This is a genomic window from Candidatus Thermoplasmatota archaeon, assembly GCA_035540375.1.
In the GTDB taxonomy this organism is placed as follows: Archaea; Thermoplasmatota; SW-10-69-26; order JACQPN01; family JAJPHT01; genus DATLGO01.
The window spans coordinates 1-23568 of record DATLGO010000071.1 but is presented as its reverse complement, the minus strand read 5'-3'; the positions used below and the strand labels follow the sequence as shown (position 1 = coordinate 23568).

29 protein-coding genes are annotated in these 23568 nt (G+C 72.6%); 14 read left to right on the top strand and 15 right to left on the bottom strand.

Going from position 1 to position 23568, the window contains the following annotated elements; genetic code table 11:
* A partial coding sequence (locus VM889_08775; GenBank protein ID HVL48635.1) for a restriction endonuclease occupies nucleotides 1-359 on the bottom strand: 359 nt, incomplete at its 3' end.
* An 89-nt stretch (nucleotides 360-448) separates the two neighbouring features.
* Between VM889_08775 and VM889_08770 the strand changes: the two genes are divergently transcribed.
* The 3 genes from VM889_08770 (at nucleotide 449) to VM889_08760 (ending at nucleotide 4293) form a co-directional block, all read left to right on the top strand.
* Complete coding sequence (locus tag VM889_08770) at nucleotides 449-736, top strand: hypothetical protein (protein HVL48634.1); 288 nt, start codon at nucleotides 449-451, stop codon at nucleotides 734-736.
* Nucleotides 724-1974 carry an aminotransferase class V-fold PLP-dependent enzyme gene (locus VM889_08765; GenBank protein HVL48633.1) on the top strand — a complete coding sequence of 417 codons (1251 nt, stop codon included), beginning with the start codon at nucleotides 724-726 and terminating at the stop codon, nucleotides 1972-1974. Before VM889_08770 ends, VM889_08765 begins: the two co-directional genes overlap by 13 nt.
* A gap of 84 nt (nucleotides 1975-2058) precedes the next feature.
* Entirely contained in the window at nucleotides 2059-4293 is a 2235-nt protein-coding gene (locus tag VM889_08760; protein HVL48632.1) for a S8 family serine peptidase, read from the top strand.
* Here VM889_08760 and VM889_08755 read toward each other — a convergent pair.
* The gene (locus VM889_08755) at nucleotides 4266-4580 is read right to left on the bottom strand and encodes a transcriptional regulator (GenBank protein ID HVL48631.1); all 315 of its coding nucleotides are present in this window, start codon (nucleotides 4578-4580) and stop codon (nucleotides 4266-4268) included. The genes VM889_08760 and VM889_08755 overlap by 28 nt on opposite strands.
* Nucleotides 4581-4666: 86 nt before the next feature.
* Here VM889_08755 and VM889_08750 point away from each other — a divergent pair, with 86 nt between their 5' ends.
* From VM889_08750 to VM889_08740, 3 genes are read left to right on the top strand one after another with little or no spacing between them, the layout of a single operon-like run.
* Nucleotides 4667-5206, top strand: a complete 540-nt coding sequence (locus VM889_08750) for a hypothetical protein (GenBank protein HVL48630.1) — start codon at nucleotides 4667-4669, stop codon at nucleotides 5204-5206.
* Between the two features lie 25 nt (nucleotides 5207-5231).
* Entirely contained in the window at nucleotides 5232-6293 is a 1062-nt protein-coding gene (locus VM889_08745; GenBank protein ID HVL48629.1) for a M20 family metallopeptidase, read from the top strand.
* Nucleotides 6281-7213: a DMT family transporter gene (locus VM889_08740; GenBank protein ID HVL48628.1), complete on the top strand. Its 933-nt coding sequence runs from the start codon at nucleotides 6281-6283 to the stop codon at nucleotides 7211-7213. Before VM889_08745 ends, VM889_08740 begins: the two co-directional genes overlap by 13 nt.
* On the opposite strand, the gene VM889_08735 is transcribed toward VM889_08740, so the two are convergent.
* Nucleotides 7214-8089, bottom strand: coding sequence for a PKD domain-containing protein (locus VM889_08735; GenBank protein HVL48627.1), 876 nt, complete (start codon nucleotides 8087-8089; stop codon nucleotides 7214-7216).
* Between the two features lie 8 nt (nucleotides 8090-8097).
* Complete coding sequence (locus tag VM889_08730) at nucleotides 8098-8670, bottom strand: CBS domain-containing protein (protein HVL48626.1); 573 nt, start codon at nucleotides 8668-8670, stop codon at nucleotides 8098-8100.
* 86 nt (nucleotides 8671-8756) lie between these two features.
* On the opposite strand from VM889_08730, the gene metG reads away from it, so the two are divergent.
* Nucleotides 8757-10805, top strand: coding sequence for a methionine--tRNA ligase (metG, locus tag VM889_08725; GenBank protein HVL48625.1), 2049 nt, complete (start codon nucleotides 8757-8759; stop codon nucleotides 10803-10805).
* A 1-nt stretch (nucleotide 10806) separates the two neighbouring features.
* Here the strand turns inward: metG and VM889_08720 are convergent, their stop codons facing one another.
* Nucleotides 10807-11220, bottom strand: a complete 414-nt coding sequence (locus VM889_08720; GenBank protein HVL48624.1) for a hypothetical protein — start codon at nucleotides 11218-11220, stop codon at nucleotides 10807-10809.
* Between the two features lie 115 nt (nucleotides 11221-11335).
* Between VM889_08720 and VM889_08715 the strand changes: the two genes are divergently transcribed.
* Nucleotides 11336-11749, top strand: a complete 414-nt coding sequence (locus VM889_08715) for a hypothetical protein (protein ID HVL48623.1) — start codon at nucleotides 11336-11338, stop codon at nucleotides 11747-11749.
* Here the strand turns inward: VM889_08715 and VM889_08710 are convergent.
* From VM889_08710 to VM889_08685, 6 genes are all read right to left on the bottom strand, one after another.
* Nucleotides 11733-12365 (bottom strand): hypothetical protein, encoded by a 633-nt coding sequence (locus VM889_08710; GenBank protein HVL48622.1) that lies wholly within the window; start codon nucleotides 12363-12365, stop codon nucleotides 11733-11735. The two genes, VM889_08715 and VM889_08710, sit on opposite strands and share 17 nt — an antisense overlap.
* Before the next feature lie 383 nt (nucleotides 12366-12748).
* Entirely contained in the window at nucleotides 12749-13444 is a 696-nt protein-coding gene (locus tag VM889_08705) for a hypothetical protein (GenBank protein HVL48621.1), read from the bottom strand.
* Between the two features lie 12 nt (nucleotides 13445-13456).
* Entirely contained in the window at nucleotides 13457-14206 is a 750-nt protein-coding gene (locus VM889_08700; protein HVL48620.1) for a hypothetical protein, read from the bottom strand.
* 184 nt (nucleotides 14207-14390) lie between these two features.
* Entirely contained in the window at nucleotides 14391-14972 is a 582-nt protein-coding gene (locus VM889_08695) for a hypothetical protein (GenBank protein ID HVL48619.1), read from the bottom strand.
* Nucleotides 14973-15474: 502 nt separating this feature from the next.
* A complete protein-coding gene (locus VM889_08690) occupies nucleotides 15475-15597 on the bottom strand; it encodes a hypothetical protein (GenBank protein HVL48618.1) in 123 nt (40 codons plus the stop codon).
* A 40-nt stretch (nucleotides 15598-15637) separates the two neighbouring features.
* Nucleotides 15638-16153 (bottom strand): PUA domain-containing protein, encoded by a 516-nt coding sequence (locus VM889_08685; protein HVL48617.1) that lies wholly within the window; start codon nucleotides 16151-16153, stop codon nucleotides 15638-15640.
* Between the two features lie 69 nt (nucleotides 16154-16222).
* Between VM889_08685 and VM889_08680 the strand changes: the two genes are divergently transcribed.
* Entirely contained in the window at nucleotides 16223-17641 is a 1419-nt protein-coding gene (locus tag VM889_08680; GenBank protein HVL48616.1) for a hypothetical protein, read from the top strand.
* A 20-nt stretch (nucleotides 17642-17661) separates the two neighbouring features.
* Entirely contained in the window at nucleotides 17662-18315 is a 654-nt protein-coding gene (locus VM889_08675; protein ID HVL48615.1) for a hypothetical protein, read from the top strand.
* Between the two features lies 1 nt (nucleotide 18316).
* Here VM889_08675 and VM889_08670 read toward each other — a convergent pair whose 3' ends face one another.
* On the bottom strand, nucleotides 18317-18772 hold the full coding sequence (locus VM889_08670) for a cupredoxin domain-containing protein (protein ID HVL48614.1): 456 nt from the start codon (nucleotides 18770-18772) through the stop codon (nucleotides 18317-18319).
* 108 nt (nucleotides 18773-18880) lie between these two features.
* Between VM889_08670 and VM889_08665 the strand changes: the two genes are divergently transcribed.
* Nucleotides 18881-19261, top strand: a complete 381-nt coding sequence (locus VM889_08665) for a hypothetical protein (protein ID HVL48613.1) — start codon at nucleotides 18881-18883, stop codon at nucleotides 19259-19261.
* Nucleotides 19258-19632, top strand: a complete 375-nt coding sequence (locus tag VM889_08660; protein ID HVL48612.1) for a hypothetical protein — start codon at nucleotides 19258-19260, stop codon at nucleotides 19630-19632. Before VM889_08665 ends, VM889_08660 begins: the two co-directional genes overlap by 4 nt.
* On the opposite strand, the gene VM889_08655 is transcribed toward VM889_08660, so the two are convergent.
* The 3 genes from VM889_08655 to VM889_08645 all read right to left on the bottom strand — a co-directional run bounded on the left by VM889_08655 (nucleotide 19633) and on the right by VM889_08645 (nucleotide 22478).
* Nucleotides 19633-20202, bottom strand: a complete 570-nt coding sequence (locus tag VM889_08655) for a hypothetical protein (protein HVL48611.1) — start codon at nucleotides 20200-20202, stop codon at nucleotides 19633-19635.
* A gap of 65 nt (nucleotides 20203-20267) precedes the next feature.
* Nucleotides 20268-21668, bottom strand: coding sequence for a DHH family phosphoesterase (locus VM889_08650; GenBank protein HVL48610.1), 1401 nt, complete (start codon nucleotides 21666-21668; stop codon nucleotides 20268-20270).
* Nucleotides 21669-21719: 51 nt separating this feature from the next.
* Nucleotides 21720-22478 carry an MBL fold metallo-hydrolase gene (locus VM889_08645; protein ID HVL48609.1) on the bottom strand — a complete coding sequence of 253 codons (759 nt, stop codon included), beginning with the start codon at nucleotides 22476-22478 and terminating at the stop codon, nucleotides 21720-21722.
* A gap of 59 nt (nucleotides 22479-22537) precedes the next feature.
* On the opposite strand from VM889_08645, the gene proC reads away from it, so the two are divergent.
* Nucleotides 22538-23359 (top strand): pyrroline-5-carboxylate reductase, encoded by an 822-nt coding sequence (gene proC, locus VM889_08640; protein HVL48608.1) that lies wholly within the window; start codon nucleotides 22538-22540, stop codon nucleotides 23357-23359.
* Entirely contained in the window at nucleotides 23356-23514 is a 159-nt protein-coding gene (locus VM889_08635) for a hypothetical protein (GenBank protein ID HVL48607.1), read from the top strand. The genes proC and VM889_08635 overlap by 4 nt, the downstream gene beginning before the upstream one ends.
* Nucleotides 23515-23568 lie beyond the last annotated feature (54 nt).

Here is a 23568-nt window from a genome sequence, read left to right as displayed (position 1 = left end):
GCGGGGGCGAGCGCGGCGTGGATGATCGCGTCGCCGACTTCCGCCGCGACGCGCGCGGTGTTCCAGACCTCGATCTTGCCGGGGGCCGTCTGCGCGGCCGCCGCGTCGGCGCCGCCCCAGGCGACGAGCACGCCGCCGGAGAGGCCGAGGTCGTCGAGGGCGCCCGAGAAGGCGGCCGCCTCCTGGGCCGTGAGCGGCGCGTCGGTCTTCCAGTGGACCGCGAGGCTGAGACCGCCCGAGCGCGCGAGGAGGGGCACCTGGTAGGAGGTGCCCGTCTTGCCGGTGAGGGCGGACCCGAAGGCCACGCTGTACCCCCGGCGTTCGAAGACTTGAGCGAGAAGGTGCTGGAACTCAGGCATCAGTGCATCCCGGCCTCGATGGCGGCGGGCCGGCCTTAACGCCTTCGCTTTGGGTCAGGCTTTATAGGAAAGGCGACGGTGCGATGGACATGGATCCGGCGCCGCGCTACTCCGTATTGGAGCTCTGCCGCAACCGCGCCGGCTACGAGGCCGTCCCCGAGAAGCGGATGCGCCTCGACCTCGCGCGCGTGCAGGCGACGCTCGAGCGGTCGGGCTTCACGACGCTCGCGAACGCGGGCATCATCCTCGTTGCGAAGGTCGGCCCCGTGGAGATGAGCGTCTTCGAGTCCGGCAAGATCCTCGTCAAGACGCCGTACGAGGACCACGCGCGGCGCGCGCAGGCCGAGTTCATGAAGGCGATGGGGTGGGCGACGTGACCGCGGGATTCCTCCCGGCGAAGCTCCGCGACGACTTCGCGCCGCTCGCCCTTCCCGACCCGCCCGCGTTCCTCGACAACGCGTGCATGACGCTCAAGCCGCGGCCGGTCGTCGACGCGGTGCGCGCGTGGTATGAGGAGACGCCCGTGTGCGGCGGGCGGGGCGTGTACGACCTCTCGCACGAGGTCGCGCGGCGGGTCGAGGCCGGCCGCGCCGCGCTTTCGCGCCTCGTCGGCGCCCCTTCCCCGGGGTCCGTCGTGTGGACGAAGAACTGCACGGAGGCGATCAACCTCGTCGCGCACGCCTTCCCCTTCGAGAAGGGCGACGTCGTCCTCACGAGCGACCGCGAGCACAACTCCAACCTCGTCCCGTGGCAGGTCGCCGCGCGCCGCCGCGGGATCCGCCACGAGGTCCTTCCTTCCGGCCCCGATGGATCGTTCGACCTCGACGCCCTCGATCGGCGCCTCGCCGCGGGCGACGTCAGGCTCGTGAGCGTCGTGCACGCGTCCAACCTCGACGGCGCGACGCTTCCCGTCAACCGCATCGCGCGCCTTGCCCGCGCGGCGGGCGCGCGCACGCTCGTCGACGGCGCGCAGGCCGCGGGGCACATGCGCGTCGACGTGGAGGCGATGGGCGCGGACTTCTACGCCCTCTCGGTCCACAAGATGTACGGCCCGACCGGCGTCGGCGCGCTCGTGGCGCGCGAGGAGGCCCTCGCGTCCCTCGACGCGTTCATGACGGGCGGCGACACCGTCGCGGGCGTGACCTACGAGGGCCACCGGCTCCTCGACGGCGCGGGGCGCTTCGAGGCGGGCCTCCAGAACTACGCTTCGCTCGTCGCGGTCGAGCCGACCGTGCGCTATCTCGAATCGATCGGCCTCGAGGCGATCGAGCGGCACGAGCGCGCCTTCACGGCGCGCGTCGCGCGGGCGCTCAGGGACATCGAGGGCGTCGCAACCCTCGGCGAGCGCGACCCCGCGAAGCGCGGCGGCGTGACCGCGTTTGGCGTCGCGGGCCTCGACCCGGACGAGGTCGCGATCCTTCTTGCGGACCGCCACGGCGTCCTCGTCCGATCCGGAGACCATTGCGCGCACGCCTGGTTCGCGGCCCGCGGCGTCGACGGGTCCGTGCGGGCGAGCGCGGGGCTCTACAACGGCGCCGATGATGCCGATCGCCTCGTCGCCGCGGTCGCGGAAGCCGCGGCGAAGGGCGCCGAGGTCGCGAAGGGCCGGGCCTGATTCCACCGGATCCAGGCGTCACGAACCCCGGGGACGCCGACAGGTTTACCCCGCGTCAAGGGCTACCACGCGACGGTCTGACGCATGCTCCGCCTCCTGAGTGTCCTCGCCGCCGCGCTCCTCACCCTCCCGGCCGCCGTCGCCCACGACGTCGCGGCCCCGACCCTCGACGCGCGCGAACCGGGCGCGTCGCGCGGGATGTGGAGCGTCGCCTGGATGTGGGACCGCGACGGAGACAGCATCGACGACCGTCTCCCCTCGGCCGGCGCCGAGCCGGTGCGCATCGTCGTCGACTTCGACCACCGCCCGACCGACGCGGACGTCCGCGCGCTCGAAGCGCTCGGCTTCGCGACGGACTACCGCGCGCGCTACGTCGACAGCGTCACCGGCGCCCTCGCGCCGTCGGCGCTCGCGGCGGCCGCGCGGCTTCCCGGCGTCGCGCGCATCGAGATGGAGCTCGTGTACCGCGCGACGAATGACGTCGGCGTCAAGGCCATCAAGGCGCGCGCCTCGCCGACCTACCCCGTCGGCGCGTGGGACGGCCCGGGCGCGCGCGGCGCCGGCGTGAACGTCGCGATCCTCGACACGGGCGCGGACGACGCGATCCACGTCGCGCTCAAGGGCAAGCGCGTGTGCGGCTTCAACGCGCTCACGTCGACCGAAGGCGACCCCGACGACGACCACGGCCACGGCACGCACGTCGCCGCGACCGCGGTCGGTAACGGCGGCGTCGGCGCGTTCCCGTACGGCGCCCAGGCGGGCGCCGCGCCCGAGGCGGGACTCGTGGACGTCAAGGTCCTGTCGTCGAGCGGATCGTCCTCGGGCTCGTCCGTCCTCCGCGGGATCGAGTGGGTCATCTCGAACCGAGCGCGCTGCAACGTGCACGTCATGAGCCTGAGCCTGGGCGGGACCTTCGCGGACGACGGCACGTCGAGCGACGCGATGGCGCTCAACCGCGCCGCGGACCGCGGCATCATCGTCGTCGCGGCGGCCGGCAACCACGACATCCCGATCCTCGAGGACAACATCGTCTCGCCCGGATCCGCGGACAAGGCGATCACGGTCGCGGCCGTGAACGATCGGGGAACGATCTCGCGGTCCGACGACACGAAGGCCTCCTTCTCGAACGGCGGCCCGCGCGAATCCGACGGCGACGCGGACACCCGGGACGAAGAGAAGCCGGAGGTCGCGGCGCCCGGACAGTCCATCACGAGCGCGCGCCACAACACGGCCTCGAGCTACACGACGATGTCCGGCACGAGCATGGCGACGCCCATGGTCGCAGGCATCGCGGCCATGATGCGCGCCGCGAACCCGTCGCTCACGTGGCGCGAGGTCGAGGACATCCTCCGCGCGACGAGCGAGGACAAGGGACCCGCGGGTTGGGACCGCGATTACGGTTACGGGCTCGTCGACGCCCGCGCCGCCGTCGTCGAGGCCGCCGACCGCAACGTGCCGAACGCGCCGCCCGTCGCGTGCTTCTCCGCGACGCCCGGCCCGGGCCGCGTCGACGTGGACGGCGCCTGCTCGACGGACGCGGACGGCACGGTCGTCGCGTGGTCGTGGCGCTTCGGCGACGGCGCGACGGGCGCGGGCGCTCGGGCCTCGCGCGTCTACGCCGCGGCGGGCACCTACACGATCGACCTCGTCGTCACCGACGATCGCGGCGCGACGCATGCGACGTCCCGGGTGGTCGAGGTCCCCACGCCGCCCCCGAGGCCGCCCGTCGCCTGCTTCGGCCTGAGCGTCTTCCTGCGCAACCTCACCGTCGACGCCGCGTGCTCCACCGATCCGGACGGAAACATCGTCGCCTGGTCCTGGTCGTGGGGGGACGCGACGCCGGACGGCGCCGGCGCCCGCGCGACGCACGCGTACGCCGAGGACGGCGCATACACCGTGACGCTCACCGTGACCGACGCGACCGGCCTCACGGCGACGACGTCGCGGACCGTGAGCGTCGCCTTCGATCCGGACCCGGCGACGCCGACGCTGCGCTCGGGCGACGTCGTCACCGCCGCGAGCGGGTCCTCAGGGACGTGGCGGCACTGGAAGATCCTCGTCGGCGAAGGCGCTTCGGCGCTCGCCGCGACGCTCGATGGGAATCCGTGCGGGCTCATCGGCTGCAACCCCGACCTCGACCTCTACGTCCGCCACGGGGCGAAGCCGTACGTGGGCATGTACGACTGCCGGCCGTACGAGAAGGACAGCGACGAGGCCTGCGCGCTCGCGTCGCCGCGGGCCGGCTGGTGGTACGTCTCCGTCCATACGTACTCGGGATCGCAGTCCGTCGCCTACGAGGTCGCCGTCGACGTCTCCTGATCCGCGACCGGGAAGAAGTGGGACCGCCGCCCGTCCCGAAGCGACACGCGGGACGTCACGAGGCCTTCCGACTTCAGCCGCGCGACCGCGTGGCGCACGGTGCGCGCGGGCAGGTGCGCCTCCTCGACGAGGCCCCGGTGGTCGAGACCGCGGCGCGCCCTGACCGCGGCGAGCACGGCGCGCGCGCTCGGCGGGAGCGCGTCCTCGCCCGGGATGGGCGCGGGAGCGACGGAGGGGGCGGTCGCGCGCGGGCCCAGGACGCCATTGTAGAGGAGGGGAGCGGCCATGGGGGAAACCAGCCGGCTGGGCCTCGATAAGGCCTTGCCCAGGAATCCATACAAAATTCCATATCTTCCTGCCATGATCCTAGGATATGCCCCGTCCGCGCCCCGCGCCCCTCGTCGCGAGCCTGTACCTGCGCGACGGCGCGGACCGCGACGCCATCCAGGCGCGCGCGGACGCGGCCGGCCTGAGCTTCAGCGCCTACGTCGTGGCGGCGGCGAAAGGCGACCTCGTCCCCGGCACGGGCGCGAGCGAGGCGCTCCGCCACGCCGAGGCCGAGGCGAAGTACTGGCGCGAGCGCTTCGAGCGCATGGCCGCGCTCGCCGAGAGCACGCAGGCCGAGGTGCTGCAGCTGCGCGCCGAGGCGCGCTCCCGCGAAGCGGCCCGCGCGGGCGGGGAGGTGGGTTCGACGGACCTCGCGCCGAGGCTCCTCGTCGTGCTCACGAGCCTGCGCGGCGCCGACGGGAAGCCGCGCGTCTGGACGGAAGGCGACCTTCTCGTGGACCTCGGGCTCGACGCCCGGCGAGACCCGGCGGCGCCGGAGCGGCTGCGCGCGAACCTCGCGACGCTCTACCGCTCGGGCCTCATCGAGCCGATGCGCAACGGCTGGCGCTACCGCGCGGAAGGCTGAAGGACGCGCGCGGCCTTCGCGGCGCGTGGACGCGCCCGCCCATCTCGCACGCCTCATCCGCGCCGGTCGCGCGGGCGACGCGGCCGCGACGCTCGCCCTCGCGCGCGCGACCCTCGAAGCGGCCGGGTTCGAGACGGCCGCCGTTGCGGACGGCAACGCGGCGGTCTTCCGGCGCGGGCGCTCGCGCCTCCTGTTCTCGGGCCACGTGGACGTCGTCCCGGCCGGCGAAGCCTGGACGCGCGATCCGTTCGGCGGCGAAGAGGCCGACGGGCGCGTATGGGGCCGCGGCGCAAGCGACATGCTCGGCGCCGTCGCGTGCTGGCTCGCGCTCGCCGAGGCCCGGCGCGACCTTCCGATGACGATCGCGCTCACGACCGACGAGGAGACGACGATGGCGGGCGCCGAGGCGCTCCTCGCGTCGGGCCGCCTCGCGGGCGTCGAAGCCGTCGTCGTCGGCGAGCCGACGGACTTCGAGGTCGGCGTCGCGGAGAAGGGCGTGCTCTGGCTCGCGGTCGAGGTCGAGGGCCGGAGCGCGCACGCCTCGATGCCCGAGCAGGGCGTGAATGCGGCCTCCGGGCTCGCGCGCGCCGTGCTCGCCCTCGAAGCCATGTCGATGAAAGGCACGCACCCGCTCCTCGGACGCCCCACGCTATCGGTCGGTCGCCTCGAAGCGGGCACGAAGGTGAACGTCGTGCCCGAACGCGCCCGCGCGGAGGTGGACATCCGCTACCTCCCGCCCCGCAGCGAGCGCGACGTCCTCGCCGCCGTCAGGATGGCGCTCGTCGACGCCGGCGTGGAGGCCAAGGTGACGCCCATCTCGAGCCACCCGCCCTTCGAGACCGCGTCGTCGAGCGCGCTCGTCGCGTCGTGCGAGAAGGCGCTCGCGCGCGCGCACCGGCCGATGAGGGCCGTGGGCCTGCCGTATGGGACGGAGGCGAGCCGCTTCATGCGCGCGGGCTGGGACATCGTGATCCTGGGTCCGGGCGAGCGCGCCCTCGCCCACACGAGCCGCGAAAGCGTGCGGCTCGACGACCTTGCCGCGGCCTCGGTCGCGTACGAGGCGCTCGCGGAGGCCTGGGCATCGTAGCCGCCCCCTCGCGGGGCGCCGTCGCGCTCGCGCTTGCCGGCAGCATCGCGGCCGTGAGCACCGCGGCGATCCTCGTGCGCCTCGCGGACGCGCCCGCCCTCGTCGTCGCCTTCTGGCGTCTCGCGTTCGCCGTCGCGATCCTCGCGCCCGCCGGACTCGTCCTCGCGCGCCGCGACCTTCTCGGCCTCGATCGGCGGACGCTCGCGGGCCTCGCGCTCGTGGGCGTCGTGCTCGCGGTGCACTTCGCGGCCTGGATCCAATCGCTCTACCTCACGAGCGTCGCCTCGAGCGTGTTCCTCGTGACGCTCCATCCGGTCGTCGTGGGTCTTGCGTCCACGCGGCTCTACGGCGAGGGCTTGCCGGCTTCGGGCTGGGTCGGCGTCCTCGTCGCGCTCGCGGGCGGCGGCCTCATCGCGCTCACCGACGCCGGCGCGCCCGGCACCGATCCCATCCTCGGCGACGCCCTCGCGCTCGTCGGCGCGCTCGCCGCCGCCGCGTATTTCCTCGCCGGCCGCGGCTACCGGCGGCGTCTCGGGCTTCTCGCCTACGTCGTGCCCGTCTACGCCTCCTGCGCAGCGACGCTCCTCGTCCTCGCCCTCGCCTTCCCGCCGCCCGCGAGCGGCCCGCTCTTCGGCTGGGGCCTCGGCGATTGGATGGTCTTCGCCGCGCTCGCGATCGTGCCGATGATCCTCGGCCACACGGTCATCAACTGGGCGCTCAAGTTCGTGACGGCGCCCGTCGTCGCGACGAGCATCCTCGGCGAGCCCGTCGGCAGCACCCTCCTCGCGTTTTTCGTCCTCAACGAGACGCCGACCGCGGGCGTGCTCGCAGGCGGCGCCCTCGTGCTCCTCGGCATCTGGCTCGTGACGCGGCCGCGCGGCGCGGCCGCCTCGGCGACGGCGGCGACCGAGACGCCCTGATCAGCGTCGTCGTGCGAGGCGCGAGGCGACCGCGACCGCGACGACGGCAAGCGCCGCCGCGGGAACCGGGACGAGCGACGGGGGCCGGGGCGGCGCGTCGTCCGTCGCGCCCGGCCGCGCGACGTCCTCGCCGGCCTCGATCGCGACCGTGGCCGACGCGACGTCGAATCCATCGCTCGCATTCGCGGTCACGACGTACCGCCCGGCCGGATAGAAGGTGTGGAAGGCCTCGAATCCCTTTCCGCGCGCCCGGCCGGTGGCGTCGTAACGGCCGAAGTCCCATTCGACCTTCACGGCGTCGCCATCGGGATCCTGCGCGGCGGCGACGAAGCGGAAGCGCGCGGGCGATCCCTCCACGGGCTCGGCCTTCTCGATGCGGACCGTCGGAGGATCGTTCGCGGCGCGCAGGCGCATCTCGACGCTCGCGTGATCGAGCCATTGGATCGGTCGTCCGGCCGTGGCCTCGTGGTCGGCCGCGAAGACGCAGACCTCGACGCGCTCCTCACGCGCGCGCGTGGATGCGACGGGGATCGACATCCACCACGGCTCGTCGCCCGCGGGCGCGAGCGTCCCGTAGGCGCCGGGCGCGAGGGTGAGGAGCCCGACGCGTGTGTGGATGAAGCCCCGGAAGCGCTCGCTTCCCTCGCCCCCGCACGGGCCGCCCGGGCCGCCGTAGAGCGCGGCGTAGAGCGCGACGCGGATCGTCTCCTCGCCGAGGTTCAGCACCTCCGCGACGAGCGGGAACTTCCGGTCGGCGAGGACGAGGTCCGGGTGGTCCACACGGAGGATCTCGACCTGGGCCGCCGCCGCGACGACGGGCGAGAGGAGGACGAAGAGGAGGGCGAGCGCCGCGACGCGGAAGGCATGTGTCGGCATGGCCCCACCTATGGCGCGCGCTCGACGAGGCGAAGGACGTCCGACTTCGCGACGAGCCCGACGAGCTGACCGCGGTCCATGACAAGGAGCGCGGGCTGGTCCTCGAGCAGCGCGTAGGCCTGGCCGACGCTCGTGTCCGGGGCGGCGGTCGGGAAGGGCGGCCCCATGATGTCGCGCACCTGCTCGCGCCCGACGGCCTCCGCGTCCTGCGCCACGCCGAGCGCGTGGATGATCTGCCGCTCGCTCACCGAGCCCACCGGGACGCCCTTCGAGACGACGGGAAGCTGGCTGATGCCCTTCTCGCGCATGAGACGGATGATGTCGTGGACCGTGTCGGTGGCCTTCGCGCTGAGGACGGGCGACACCATCACGTCCCGGATGAGCACCTCCTTGCGCTCGGCCCGGTTCAGCGCGAGGACGATGGACCGGAGGGTGCTCGCGCGGGGGTCGACCGTCTCCTTCTCGATGCGCGCGATGAGGGGCTGGCTCACGCCCGCGGCGCGCGCGAGCTCGGCCTGGGTGAGGCCAAGCCGGAGCCGGAAGGCGCGCAGCTCCTGGGGCGAAGGCATCGTCAGGGGCACGATAACTGGGAGTCATTCCGCGGACATAAGGATATTCCGGTCGGCGGTCGACGGACTTATGGGCGGAACACCCCTTCCCGCGGCCGATGACCCCGCCCCGGGAGCGCATCCTCGTCGCCGTCGCGTGGCCTTACGCGAACGGCCCGCTCCACCTCGGCCACGTGGCCGGAAGCCTCCTTGCGCCCGACATCTTCAGGCGCTTCCACAAGCTTCGCGGGTCGGACGTGGTCATGGTGTCGGGGTCCGACATGCATGGGACGCCGATCACCGTCCGGGCGGAGAAGGAGGGCATGACGCCCGAGGCCCTCGCGGCGAAGTACAACCGCGTCCACATCGAGAACCTCGCGGCCCTCTCGATCGAGTTCGACCTCTTCACGAGCACGGCGACCGCGAACCACGCGGCCGTCGTCCACGACGTCTTCCGGACCCTCGTCGCCGAGGGCGCCGTCTACGCGAAGACGATGGTCTCGCCCTACGATCCGAAGGCGGAGCGCTTCCTGCTCGACCGGTACGTCGAGGGAACCTGCCCGCACTGCGGCTTCGCGGACGCGCGCGGCGACCAATGCGACAACTGCGGCAAGATCCTCGATCCGCAGGACCTCGGGAACCCCCGCTCGAAGCTCACGGGCGTCGCCCCCGAGTATCGGGAGACGGAGCACTACTTCCTCAGGCTCAGCGCCTTCGAGGACCGCCTCAAGGCCTGGATCGAAGGACGCGAAGGCTGGCGCGCGAACACCGTGAACTTCACCCAGAACTGGCTCGCGGAGGGCCTCAAGGACCGCCCCATCACGCGCGACCTCGAGTACGGCGTCGCCATCCCGGAGGCGGGCTGGGAGAAGAAGCGCATCTACGTGTGGTTCGAAGCGGTCATCGGCTACCTGAGCGCCACGAAGGAGTGGGCCGCGAAGTCCGGCGACCCCGACGCGTGGAAGCGCTTCTGGCTCGACCCCGCCACGAAGTCGTACTACTTCCTCGGCAAGGACAACGTGCCCTTCCACACCATCATCTGGCCCGCGATGCTCATGGGCTACTCGGACGGCCAGGGCGCGAGGTACAATCTCCCGCACGACGTCCCCGCGAACGAGTACCTGAACTTCGCGGGCGCGAAGTTCTCGAAGTCGCGCGGCGTCCTCATCGAGGTCAAGGACGTCGTCCCGAAGTTCCAGGCCGACGCCGTCCGATACTACCTCACGGTCAACATGCCCGAAGGGCGCGACGCGAGCTGGACGTGGGACGACTTCCAGGCCAAGGTGAACGACGAGCTGCTCGGCACCTACGGCAACCTTGTGAACCGCGTCCTGAGCTTCACGCGCAAGCACCACGCGGCGGTCCCAGGGGCGGGCGCGCTCGAGGCGAGCGACCGCGCGATGGTGGACGCCATCGCCGCGACGCATGCGACCGTGACCGCGCACCTCGCCGGCTGCGAGTTCAAGAAGGCCCTCCGCGAGGTGATGGCGCTCGCGCAGAAGGGCAACCAGTACGTCGACGAGACCGCGCCGTGGAAGCTCGCGAAGACCGATCCCGCGCGCCTCGCGACCGTCTTGCACGTCCAGCTGCGCCTCGTGCGCGCCCTCGCCGTCCTCACGGCGCCCTTCCTCCCCGCAAGCGCGTCGACCGTGTGGACGACGCTCGGCGAGAGGGGCGACGTGAAGAACGCTCGGTGGGACGATGCGCTCGCCGACATCCCCGCGGGCCAAGCCCTCGGGACGCCCGCGCCGCTCTTCCGCCGCATCGAGACCACGGACCTGCCCACCGAGGAGTCGAAACCCATGACGCAGACCCCCGCGCCCGCCGCGGCCCCCGCCGCGAAGCCCACCGTCACGATCGACGACTTCGCGAAGCTCGACCTCCGCGTCGGCCTCGTCACGAGCGTTGAGAACCACCCGAAGGCCGACAAGCTCTACGTGCTCAAGGTGGACCTCGGCACCGAGACGCGGCAGATCCTCGCGGGCCTTCGGCAGCACGTGAAGCCGGAGCAGCTTCTCGGGAAGAAGGTCGTCGTGATCGCGAACCTCGCGCCGCGCGAGATCCGGGGGCTGCAGAGCCAGGGCATGGTCCTCGCCGCGGAGTCGGGCGACCTCGTCGCGCCGCTCACGCCGGCCGGAGAGATCCCGCCCGGCGCGGGCGTGCGCTGAATCAGCCGGCGCGGGCGGCTTCGCCGAGCTTCGCCGCGAGGGCGTCCCGCTCGGCGACCGTCTCCTCGTACACGACGAAGAGCTTCGCGAGCCGCTCGCGCTCGCGCTCGTACGCGGCGGTGAGCTCCTCGACGCGGTCCCGGTAGGTCTCGAGCGCCTTGAGCGCGTCGCGCTCCTCCTCGAGGGCCGTGATCGCGCTCTCGCGCTCGGCCAGCCTGCGGTCGAGCTCGCGCGCCCGCTCCTCCGCGAGGTCGACCTTGCGCGCGACGTCGGCGGCGGCCGCGTCGCGCTCGGCCAGGAGCGATTCGGCCCGTTCGAGCTTCTCGTTCGCGCGGGCGAGCTCCTCCTCCTGGGCCTTGTAGGCTTCCCAGAGCTTGCGGAGGCGCTGCTCCTCGTCCACGACGAGCTCGGACATGGCCACGCCTAAAGGATGGTTTCCCTTAAAGGTTCCGAAGGCCGCGGCCGTCCCGCGTCGACCGTTGCACCAGAACCCGATAATACCGGCCCGCCGAGCCTCCGTGAGGAAACCCATGCCGCCGAAGGTCACCGTCACCGAGGAGCGCGCCCTCGAAGAGCTGCGGATGCTCCTCATGCTCGAGGAGGGCATGGGCGCGCGCGCGTTCCGCCGCCTCCGCGCGATCGCCCCCGACGACGAAGGCCGCCGCCTCGTCGACGCCGTCGCGGCGGCGAGCCAGGAGATGCGCGCCGACCTCGAGGACGTCCTCGCCGCGTGGCACCGCCCCGAGCGCGAGGCTCCCCCGGTCGCGCCTAAGGGGCTTCCCGCCGAGGAGATCGTCGCGAGCTTCGTCGAGATGAAGATCGACGAGGCGCAGATCCTCGAGCGCGCCGCCGAGAAGGCGCCGAACGAGAACCTCGCCCGCAGGCTGCGCGCGCTCGCCGCCACGCAGCGCAGCCACGCGGACCGCCTCAAATCGATCCTGTGACGGGCACGATCCGGATCGAGGCGAGACAGGCCTCCTCGAGCTTCGCGAGATCGAGTCGCGCCTCCGCCGCCGCGACCTCGTCCTCGCGCGCGGCCGTGGCCGGGTCGTCCGGACCCAGCACGTCGCACATCTCGGGCCCCTTGGAGATCTCGAACGTGCCCGCGCGGTGGGCCTCCTCGATGATGTCGCGCTTGTCGTAGCCGAGGAGCGGCCGCAGCACCGGGACGGAGGCCGCGCGGTCGATGAGCGCCAGGTTCGCGAGCGTCTGGCTTGAAACCTGCCCCAGGTTCTCGCCCGTGAGGAGCCACCCGCACCCCTCGCGCGCCGCGAGCTTCGACGCGACGCGCGCCATCATCCGCTTCGAGAGCACGAAGTAGAGCCGGCGAGAGCCCTGGCTCGCGATCTCCGAGAACGGAACCCCCGCCTCCACCACGTGCACCCGCGCCACCCCGAGCTTCGACGCGAGCGCGAGGGCCTTCTCCTCGGGCGAGCGGTCCGTGAACGGCTCCAGGCCGAAATGGATCGCCTCCAGGTCCAAGCCCTGCTCCTTCGCCACGAGGCCCGCCACCGGCGAGTCGAAACCGCCCGAGAGCAGGAGCAGCGCCTTCGGCTTCATCGGTGAGGCTACCCCGGACCTCCGACATGAAGGTGATGGAGGCGGTCGAGGATCCGGGAGGTTGGGTCCGGGCTTCGGGACCGGGACCGGGACCGGGACCGGGAACCGGGCGTCGGGATTCGGGACCGGGAACCGGGATTCGGGCGGCGGGACCGGGACCGGGAACCGGGCGCCGGGCGCCGGGCGCCGGGACTCGGGACCGGGTCCGGGTCCGGGCGGCGGGACCGGGACCGGGAACCGGGCGCCGGGACTCGGGACCGGGACCGGGTCCGGGTCCGGGCGTCGGGACCGGGAACCGGGATTCGGGCGGCGGGACCGGGTCCGGGTCCGGGTCCGGGTCCGGGCGTCGGGACCGGGTCCGGGTCCGGGCCCGGGTGCGGGGATCACGAGCCCCTGAACGCGACGGCGAGGAGGGCGTCGGCCTCGCTCACGCGGCCCGAGCGCTCCTCGACGCGGCGCGCGGAGGCGTCGCGGTCGAACGTCGCGATCGCGAGCGGATCCACGCCCGAGCCGTTCGTCGCGCGGTCGAGGGCGAGCGCCGCAAGCGCGGTGTCCACGCCGATGCGCACGCGCTGGAACGACGTGTGCTCCACGAGCACGAACCGTCGCGTCTCGCCGACGAGGTCCACGATCGCCCCGTCCCGTCGACCGAGCGCGAGCGCGGCGCTCACGGAATCGGGATCGAGGCGCGCCTCGCGGTCCATCTCGCACACCTCGGCGCGGCGCGTCTCGCGATCGTAGAAGTCCTGCGGATCGATCGCGACCCCGCCCCGGGCGAGCGCCGCGACCGCGAGCGCCGTCGTCGGATCGATGCTGACGTTCTGCCAGGACGCCTCGCGCACCACCATGGTCGCGTTCAGCTCCCCCGGCAGGAACCCTGCCCTCGCCGCGAGCGTCTCGTTGCCGCCGAGGCAAGGGCCGCCCGCGCCGGAGGCGGGCGCCGGACCGCTCGCCGCGGCGGGAGGCGACGCGGCCTCGCCGGGGACGAGGCCGAAATGGTAGGACGCGACGGCGCCCCCCGCCACCGCGACGCCCGCGAGGCCGAGGGCCACCCACGTCCGCAGCGTCGCGGCTTCCACGAGTCACCCCGATCAGGGTCGACGGCGCAGGCGAAGCGCCGCGACGACGCCCGCGAGCGCGAGCGCCGCGACGGCCACGACCACGATGCCGACGACCGGGATCATCGACCCGCCGTCGCCCCCGAGGACTTCCGCGGGACCGTCGTTGGTCGGCTGCCCCGGGCCCTCCGCGAGGGTGATCCGCACCACCGCGTTCTCGCTCGCGTTGCCGCCCGCGACGCGGCGACCGTCCTCCTTGATCTCGAGACCGCTCACGCCTTCCGCCGAGGCCACGTGCCACCCGTCGGGCGCCGTGAGCTCGAACGAGCCGCCCCTGAAGAGCGTCGCGTTGAACGTCATGGGCGACGAGGCGCCGTCGAACGTGACCGGCAGGCGGTGACGCAGCGTCACGGGCGTCGTCGTGGCCGCCGAGCCCACGGCGTTCTCCGCGTCCACCGTGGCGTCGGAGCCGATGAGGCCCGCCTGGCCGTCGATGTAGAGATTCACAGCCCGGCGGCCCGCCACGTCGCCCTTCGCGTTCTCGAGGATCGCGGCCATCTCCTCGCTCGAAAGACGCCCGTCCCGATTGCCGAAGAGCACGTCGAGCGACTGGCGGAAGTCCGCCGCGTCCTGCCCGTCCCAACGCTGCTCGATCACCACCTCGGCCGTCGTGGGCGACGTGAAGCGGACGTTCATGTTCGCCGACGTCGCCGCGGAAACGGAGCCCGCGGCGGCGAGGACGATCGAAGCCGTGATCGCGATGGCGACGGTGATGCGCGCCATGGCCTCCGACGTCGGAAGCCTGCAGCGTTAGGCGATTCCGTCACGCTTCTCGAAAAGCCGGCCCCGCACCCGGGTGGGCGGACGGCCGCGGCGCGAAGTAACGAGCGACGTTGCCTGCGGAGGAGAGAGAAAATGGAAAAAGGGGGGGAGCCCCGGAGGGCTCCCGGGTCGATCGCTCGCTTGCTCAGCGGCTGCCGCCGAGGCCGAGGGCGAGGGCGAGGAAGGTGTCGTCCTCGTCGATGTCGACGTCCTGGTCGACTTCCTCGGAGACCTCGAGCGACTGGTCGATGCTCGCGAGCTGGCGGACCGAGAGCTCGCTGCCGGCCGAGTTCGCAAGCGCGATGCCGAGAAGCACCGTGTCGCGGTCAAGGTCGATCGAGCGGTCCATGCTCTCCGTCGTCGTCCGCGTGTAGCTGATGTCGCTCACGCAGGCGAGCGTGTTCAGGTTGTCCGCCGACCCCGTCACGCCGAGCGCGAGCGCCGAGAAGACGCTGTCCTCGTCGAGGTTCGTGGTCTGGTCGACCGAGTCCGTGCGGGTGCGGTCGCGGCTGACGTCGAGGAGCTCCTCGATCGAGACGTCGCTCGCGCCGTTGTTCGCGAGCGCAAGGCCGAGAAGCACGTCATCCTGGTCCAGGCTGACGTCCTGGCTCGAGTCCTCGCTCACCTCGCGGTCGGACGAGCGGTCCTGGATCTGGGGCAGCACGCCATCGCCCTCCCCGTCGCCGTCGCACAGCTCCGCATGGGCGCCGTCGCGGTCGCGGTTCATGTCGTCGATGGAGACGCCGCCATCGGACCGACCGTCGTCGGATCGGCCCCCGTCTCCGGACGTCGGTTGCGTCGGGAACGTGGGAGGTGTGATCCCCGTGCCATTCCCCGTGCCATTCCCCGTGCCATTCTGGGCCACCGCCAGGCCGGCCACGCTCACGGAGAGCACAACCAACCCGACGACGATCATTGCAGTTCCGGTTCTTCGGACCATCGAGTCACCAACCCGAGGGTGTCACCGCGGTTTCATTGTGCATTGTGGAACGTTCATGGAGACCGAACCGAAGCGGTCGCCCGGCCGCTTCGCCCACCGCCGGAAATCCCGGGAATTCGGCCGGGAGGAAAAAGCGCGCGGACCCGAATGAATCGGCCGCATGGAATCTTCGGCGAGGGACGCGGCGAAGGCTTGTTTTACCGGATGGAACGGGACTCGAAACGGAGAGCCGCGGCCGGGCGGACCCCTCCGCTATCCTCGTCCGTGAGACGTGAGGGAAAACCCGCCTTCAGGATCTGTGGCCGCGGATCTGCGTCCAGTCGAAGTATTTCCCGCACTTCTTGCAGCGCCACTTGTTGGCGACCACGAAGACGACGGCGCGTTCGCCGCACGCGATGCAGGTCTCGACCACAGCCCCTCATCGGTGAGGGCGGCTAAAAGGATTCCATCCTTCAGACTTCGAGGTTCCAGAGCGGGTCGCCGACGTACGCGATGGATTTCACGGCCTTTCCCTTGGGACCGCGCGGCATCGCGGGCCCCGCGACGAGCGCCTCCCCGAGGGCGAGGGGCTGGCCGTTCTTCTCGTCGCGCACCCAGACGAGATCGCCCGCGACGATCGAGGGATCCGCTTCCACGATGCCGGGCGCCATGATGTCCGCGCCGTTCGCGACGAATTTCACGGCTCCGAGGTCGACGGTCACGTGCTTGCGGGTCGGACGGTTCGCAAGCAGGCCGCGCACCGAAAGCGCGGGGCGATCGTTCTGGTTCTTGAGAATGATGCCGATCGCCCGACCCCCCGCGAGAAGCACGTCGAAGGCATCGCCCGCGTCCGCGCGCTCGGTCGAGGCGGGGAACGGGGGGGCCGCGAGGCCGAAATGCGCCGCGAGCGCGTCGTTGATCTGCTTCAGGTCCTTTTCGCGCATGCGCGCGCGGTGCCGCACGCGGAGATCCGCCATCGCGCGGCGCAAGGCGCTCGCGCGCCTTAACGTTCACCACAAGCCTTTTGGCGACCGACGCCCGGTGACGGCCGATCGTCCATGCGTCCGGCCACCCTCCCCGTCGCGTGCGCGCTCGCCCTCGCCGGCTGCCTCGCGGTCGTCGACGTTCCCGCGCCCGCGCCCACGCTCGACATCATCGGCGAACCCATCGTCCAGACGCACGACCACGAGGACGCGTCGTTGCATACCGAGCGCGCGAACATGCGGCTTGTTGCGTGGAACCCGCTCATTCCCGAAGCGTTCCCGAACGAAGGTTTCGCGGGCTTCTGGATCCATGGACATCATGCGTTCGTCGCGACGGACGGCGCGTACGCGGGCTTCGTCGTCGTCGACCTCTCGGACGCCGCGAACCCCCGGCTCGTGTCGCAGTACAAGACCGCGGGCGGCGCGAGCCAGGAGACGCGCGTCACGCCCGACGGGAAGTGGCTCTTCCTCAACCTCCAGCGCGAGCCCGGCGCGGTCGACCTCGTCGCCGACCCCGCGCGCGGAACCGGCTACGGCATCCAGGTCGTGGACGTGTCGGACCCCGCGAAGCCTCGCTTCGAGAGCTTCATGCCCGTCGAGGTGCTCGGCAGCCACACGATCTTCTATCGCGAGATCGGCGGCGTCGGCTGGCTCTTCTTCACGGAGCAGCCGCTGCGTCGCGGCACGCCCGACGGCACGGTGTACACGACGCCGACCGGAAACGCGGTGGGGATCGCGCGCTTCGAGGACGTGGGCGGCACGATGCGCCTCGTGCGCGTCGCCGAGTACCGCTACGCGCCCTCGGTCGCCGCGCGCACGAGCCAGGGCTGCTTCCCGCACGACGTCTGGGTCGAGCCGCATCCGGTCACGAAGCAGGAGATCCTCTACGTCTCGCATTGGGACTGCGGCGCCATCACCGTGGACGTGAGCGACCCCGCGCGGCCGCGCGAGCTTTCCGTCTGGGACGACCCGAAGCCGAGCGCCCTCAACCGCATCCACTTCTTCCGACCCGACCCCACGCCGCGCGCCGGCCGCATCGTCGCCTGGTCGGGCCCCGAGATCGACCAGTCGCCGGGCGAGCCCGGCTGGTTCCGCGCGTACGACGTGACTGATCCCGCGAGGCTCCGCCAGATCGGCGCATGGCGCCTGCCCGGCGCGGTCGAGAACGACATGCCGTTCATCTTCTCGCCGCACAACTTCGACTTCCGCGGCGACCTCATGGCGGTCGCCCACTACCATGCGGGCGTCTGGGTCCTGAACGTGAGCGACCCCACCGCGGCGCGCGCCGTCGGGTTCTACCTTCCCCACGGCCACGAAGACGAGCCGTTCGCGGGCAAGGTGTGGCGGAAGACGCCCAACTTCCCGATCGCGTACCTGCCGAACGCCTACGACGCGAGGTGGTACGACGACCCCGCGACGGGACGGACCGTCATCGTCGCGACGGAGCGCGGGACGGGTCTCTACGTGCTGGAATACACGGGTCCGGACCGCTGACGCCAAATAGCGGCCCGGGGATGGCGAACCCGATGGCGCACGGCCACCACGAGCACCACGCGCACGACCACGACCACGAGGACCACGAGCACGCGGACCTGGTTTTCGAGCGCGTCGAGGCCGAGGACGCGGACGTCGAGACGCTCAAGCCCCTCCAGCCGCACCTCGCGGTGACGCTTATGCTCGGACGCCGCGCGAAGGAGCTGAACGAGGAGGAGAAGAAGGCCTTCATCGAGAACGCCGAGAAGGCGCTCGAGGGCGCCTTCGTCGCGGGCTTCCACGCGGAAGGCGACACCTGCGCCGCGTGCGGCGAGCCCACCCGGGCCCTCTTCAAGGACGTGTTCGAGGGCGGCGCCTCGCTCGAGTACGCCGTGTTCGCCTCCGAGCTGCCCGTGCATCCGACGTGCGCGGCCGACCTTGTGGCCGAGCACCCGAAGCTCGCGAAGCGGGACCACGACCGCCTGCGCCGCGAGCACCTCGGCGAGATGGGCGCGCGCCCCTCGCCCGAGATGGCGACGTTCTTCCGGCGCGACCTCGTCGCGCACCCATCGCTCGACGTGCACGCGTGGGTGGAGAGCGTGTGGCGCGAGAACCGCGAGGTGTCGGACAACCCGCGCGCGTTCTCGCGCGACCTGCAGCGTCTCCTGGACTACGTCCACGACCGCGTGTTCTGAATCAAGCGACCGTGAACGCGCCTTCCATGCCGCGGGCGCGGTGGTCGCTGACGCTGCAGAAGAACTTGTACGCGCCCGGCGCGGGCGCGACGAAGGTGACGTTCGTCTGGCCGGAGTTGATGACCTTCGTCTTCGCGCCGTCCACGCCCTCGAGGACCCAGTCGTGGCCGAAGAGGGGAAGCGTGTCGGCCCACTTCAGGACGAGCACGACCGTCGCGTTCGCGGGCGCCGAGAGCGTCTTCGGCGCGAACGCGGGGTTGACGGGGTACTGGCCGGCCGTCGAAACCGAGAGCTCGACGGGCTCCGGAAGCGTGAGGTTGAGGGTGTTGTTGCCGCCCGAGAGACCCTTCTTCTCGCTCGGGTCGACGTCGTCGTTCTCCGCGACGGGGGGAGGCGAGGCGCAACCCGCAAGGGCGATCGGAAGCACGAGGAGGGCGAGGACGAGGAGCCGCGACATGGACCCGGGGACCCATCCCGGGCGGATAGCCTTTCGCGTGGCCCGCTGTCACCCCTGACGGAAACGAGGGCGGGAAAAGGCCTTGGCGCGAGGCGTCCTTGGCGCCGCGTGGACCTCTTCGGGAACGCGCCCGTCCGCCGCCACCTCGCGACCACCCTTCTCGACGAATCCCACGCGACCTGGTATGCGGGGGCCACGGGCGACTTCCACCCGGCCCACGCCCACCGCGCGCAGGCCGAGCCCCTCGGCGGCCGCGTCGCGCCCCCCGCGCTCCTCGCCGCCTTCGCGGAGGCGCTCGCCCTCGAGGTCGTGGGACCCGGCGCGGCCGTCGTGGGCCTCGAGGCGACGTGGCGCGACCGCGCGCGCCTCGGGGAGACGCTCGAGACCTCGCTCGTGCTCGAAAGCGCCACGCGCGCCCGCGTGGCGTGGCGCGCCGACGGGCGCGACCTCGGGGAAGGGACGCTCACGCTCGCGGGGGGCGAGGCGTGAAGCTCGGCTCGACGCCCGGCCCGAGGGTCGGCGCGCGCGCGACGTTCGGTTTGACGCTCACGGCGGCGGGCCGCGGGCTCCTCGACCAGGCGGCGTCGCGGCCCGTCGCGCCCGCGGGCGAGGTCCCCCTCGCGACCCTCCTCGGTCTCGCGGCCGCCGCGTTCGCGCGCGAGCACCCGTCGTGGCTTCTCGCCTCGGCGACGGTCCGGCGCGCGGGTCGCCCCGTGCTCGCGGGCGACACCGTGACCGCGAGCCTCGAGGTGGAGTCGAGCGACGCGGACGCGGTCGTCGCCTCCGCGACGTGGCTCAACATGCGCGGCGAGACGGTCGCCCGCGGCGAGGTCGCGTTCAACCGGGCCGCTCGGCCCTGATCAGACGAGGAGCTTCGATCGGCCGCACCCGGGGCACGTCGCCTGGATGGGCCGGGTCGCGGGAAGCGTGAGCGTCGCCCCGCAGCCGCCGCACTTGCCGTGCGTAAGGCCCGCGGTCGAGCGGGGGAGGACGCGCGGCGCGGGAATCTCGGCGGGCCGGTCGATGGGCCGGAGCTTCGTGTCCACCGCGACGGCGCGCGGGGGCGCGGCGCGGAGAGGGGCGGCGCGCGACTCGACCGGGATCGGCCGGGGCGGCGCGCGCGAGGTCGTGAAGGGCGCGTCGTCCAGGGTCGCGCCCATGGGCACCATGCCCGATCGCGCTTCGGGAACCGGGGCCGCGGGGGAGGCCCGGGGGGCGAAGACGCCGAGGCCGAGGGCGAGGAGCGCGGCGAGGACCGCGAGCGTGAACAGGTTCGCGAGCTTGAGGAGGGCGGCCGCGACGGCCCCGAGCCAAGCGAGGAGGAAGAGCGTCGCCGCGAGGCTCTTGAGCGTGGACGTCCGGGGGGCGGTCGGGGCGCGCCGCTTCGGCGCGACCTTCCGGGTGAGAGCCTGCGTGGTGGCCATGTGCATCCCGCGACGCGAGCGGGCGAGGATTCTCAAGAGCCTTCCGATTCGCTCCGCGCGTCCCGCACGCGTCAGGCGCCGCGCACCTGCGCGCCGAGGATCCGGTCGGCCGCCGCGAGGAAATCGCCCTCGCGCCCCTTCGGGATGGTGGCGCCCGCGGCCGGCGCGTGGCCTCCGCCGGCCCCGCCCACGGCCGCGGCGGCCTCGCGCATCACGCGGCTGAGGTCGACGCCGGCCGCGACGAGAGGACGGTTCGCGCGACCGCTCACCTTGACCTTGCCGTCGTCGGCGTCGGCGAAGGCGATGATGGGAAGGTCGCGTCGGACCCCTTCGCCGTTGTAGAGCATTCCCGCGACGATGCCGACGATGGTGTCGCGGATGGCGCTTCCCGCGTGGAACCATTGCAGGTGCTCCATTTCGGTGAGACCCTGGTCGCGCACGTGCTGGATGCCCGCGACGAGGTTCTGCCGGTGGCCGCGAAGGAGGACGAGGGCCTTCTCGTACGCCTCGCCCCGGTCGCCCTTCGCGACGGCGAGGCCGACGTCCGCCTCGCCGTACCGCGCGGTGCCGTTGAGGAGCGTCGCGAACTCCTTCGCGTCGCGCGTGGGCGACCCCTCGGCTTCGCCGGGGAGGACGTAGACTTCGCCGACGAGGCGGCGCACGGCGCGCGCCCCGAAGCCCTTCGCAAGGAGGCTTTTCGCGACGGCCGAGAGGACGCGGCGGCGCTCCTCGTGCGCGAGGTGCACCCAGCGCCGCGCGTCGTCGTCGGCTGCGCGCGCGGCGACGCCGACGGAGGCGAGGAAGTCGTTCACCGCCGCGACCCGACCCGAGACGCCGGGAATGCACGGGTCGTCGGCGAAGAGGAGGAGCTTTTCGAGGGGCCGCGTCTCGCGGCCGAAGTAACGCGTGTCGACGAGCGGCGTCAGGTGCCCGTGCGAGCGCGCGTCCTCGAGCACGACGCGGTTCATGCCCGCAAGGCGGCCGTCGTCCACGTCCTGAAGGTCCCCCACGGCGCCGACGAGCGCGACGCCCGCCATGTCGCGGTTCGCGGCCGAAAGCGCCCGGGCGACGAGGTACGTGGTCGTGGCGCCCGAGAGGTAGCGCGAGCCGTCCTCGCCCATGAAATGGCAGTTCAGGTGGTAGGTTCCGCGCGCGACGGGCACGTGGTGGTCCGAGATCACCGGCTCGGCGGAAAGCATCCGGTCGGCCGCGCCCGCGCCGAGGTCCGTGAACCAGAGCGTCTCGGGGTTCTCGTCGAGGAGGCGATCGGCATCCTCCGGCCTCAGCGACTTCAGGAACGCGACCTCGTGGTCGATGCCGAGGCGGTCGAGCGCGCGCGAGGCGACCGCGCCCGCGGTGATGCCGTCCGCGTCGATGTGCGTCACCACCTTGACGAAGGAGGACTTGCGGATGCGCTCCGCGAGGACGGCGGCCTGGTCGAGCACCGCGTCGCCATCGCCATCGCGGGTCAAGTCGGTTTCCCCCGGATCGCCGAAGCCATGTTCCGGTGGATCGGGTGGAGATCAGAGCGGGAAGACGCGGCCCGCCGAGGCGACGTCGACGGGACCGTCGAAGGCCTCCCGGGCTTCGCGCGTCGAGACCGAGCGGTCGAGGAGCATCGTGAGATGCGTGAGCACGAGCCGCTTCGCGGCGGCCCCGCGCGCGAGCGCGCCCGCCTCGCGCGCCGTCATGTGGTGCGCGCGCGACGGCTCGGCCGCCGCGCCCGGACGCGGATCCTGGAACGTCGCCTCGGCGAGGAGAAGGTCGGCGCCGCGCGCGGCCTCGAGGGCCTCGGGCCCCGCGCGCGTGTCGCCCGTGTAGACAAGGAGCGGGCCGCCCGCGGCCGGGCGCGCGCGGAGCGCGAACGCGGGAACGTTGTGCGCGACCGGCGCGGCCTCGACTTCGAGGGATCCGACGCGCGCGCGGAATCCCGCGGCGAGCTCGTGGACCTCGAACGGCGCGAGGTAGGGCGCGGGGTCCGCGTGGAAGAGCGCGACGAGGCGCTCGAGGAGCGCGCGCGTCCCGGGCGGCCCGAACACGGGGAACGGTCGCGCGCCGCGGAAGCGGCGAAGGAGCGCGAAGGCCGGGAAGTCGGACACGTGATCCGCGTGGAGGTGCGTGAGGAAGAGGCCGTCGACCGCGTCGAGGTCCGCGTGACGGGCGAGCTCGCCGAGGACGCCGTTCCCGAGGTCCGCCACGAGACGCGTGCCCGCGTGCTCGACGAGATGACCGGAGCCCGTCGGGACGCCCGCGCCGTCGCACCCCAGGATGGTGAGCTTCACGCGGCCGCGGGAGGGATTGGAAGCCTTATGAACCCGGAGGACGGGTGGAGAGCGATCGCATGGAGACGAAGAAGATCGCGGTCATCGGCGCGGGCAACATGGGCACGGCCCTCATCCGCGGCATGCTGAAGGCGCGCTGGGCAAAGCCCGCGAACCTCCTTGCGACGAACCGCACGCCGGCCAAGCTGAAGGCGCTCGCGGACGAGCTGGGCGTCAGGACCGACGCGTCGAACGCGGCCGGCGCCGCCTGGGCGGACGTGGTGATCCTCGCGGTCAAGCCGCAGATCCTTCGCCGGGTCGCGCACGAGATCGCGCCGGCCGTCACGCGTGACAAGCTCATCGTGTCCATCGCGGCCGGCCTTTCGACGAGCACGATCGAGTCCGCCTTCGCGGAGGGCGCGCCCGTCGTGCGGTCCATGCCGAACCTGCCCGTGACCGTCGACCTCGGCGCGACGGCCATCTGCCGCGGCTCGCAGGCGACCGATGAGCACGCCGCGGTCGCGCGCGCCATCTTCGAGTCCGTCGGCATCGTCGTCGAGGTGGACGAGTCGCTCATGGACGCCGTGACGGGGCTTTCCGGCACCGGCCCGATGTACCTCTTCCAGATCATCGAGGGTCTCTCCGACGCGGGCGTGAAGATGGGCCTCTCCAGGCAGGTCGCGAACGCCCTCACGGTCCAGACGGTCCTCGGCGCGGCGCGCATGGTGCAGGTCACGGGACAGCACCCGGGCCTCCTCAAGGACCAGGTCACGAGCCCCGGCGGCACCGCCATCGCGGCCCTCCACAGCCTCGAGCGGGGGGGCCTGAGGGCGCTCCTCATCGACGCCGTCGAGGCCGCCACGCGCCGCGCGGGCGAGCTCGGAAACGCGGTGAACAAGTGAGCCCGAACGGAACGGCCGACCTCGCGAACGGTACCGCGCCGCCGACCGGCGAGCCGGCCGTGGACCTCGTCTCGGCCGCGCTCCCGTTCGTCGTCTTCGGCCTCGCGGCGGGCGTCTTCGTCCTCGCGCGCGTCGTCCAGTCCCGACGCCGGTAGGCCGCGCGGTTCGAAGGCGCAACCCTTTCCCACCCCCCGCCCCACCCCCGGGGC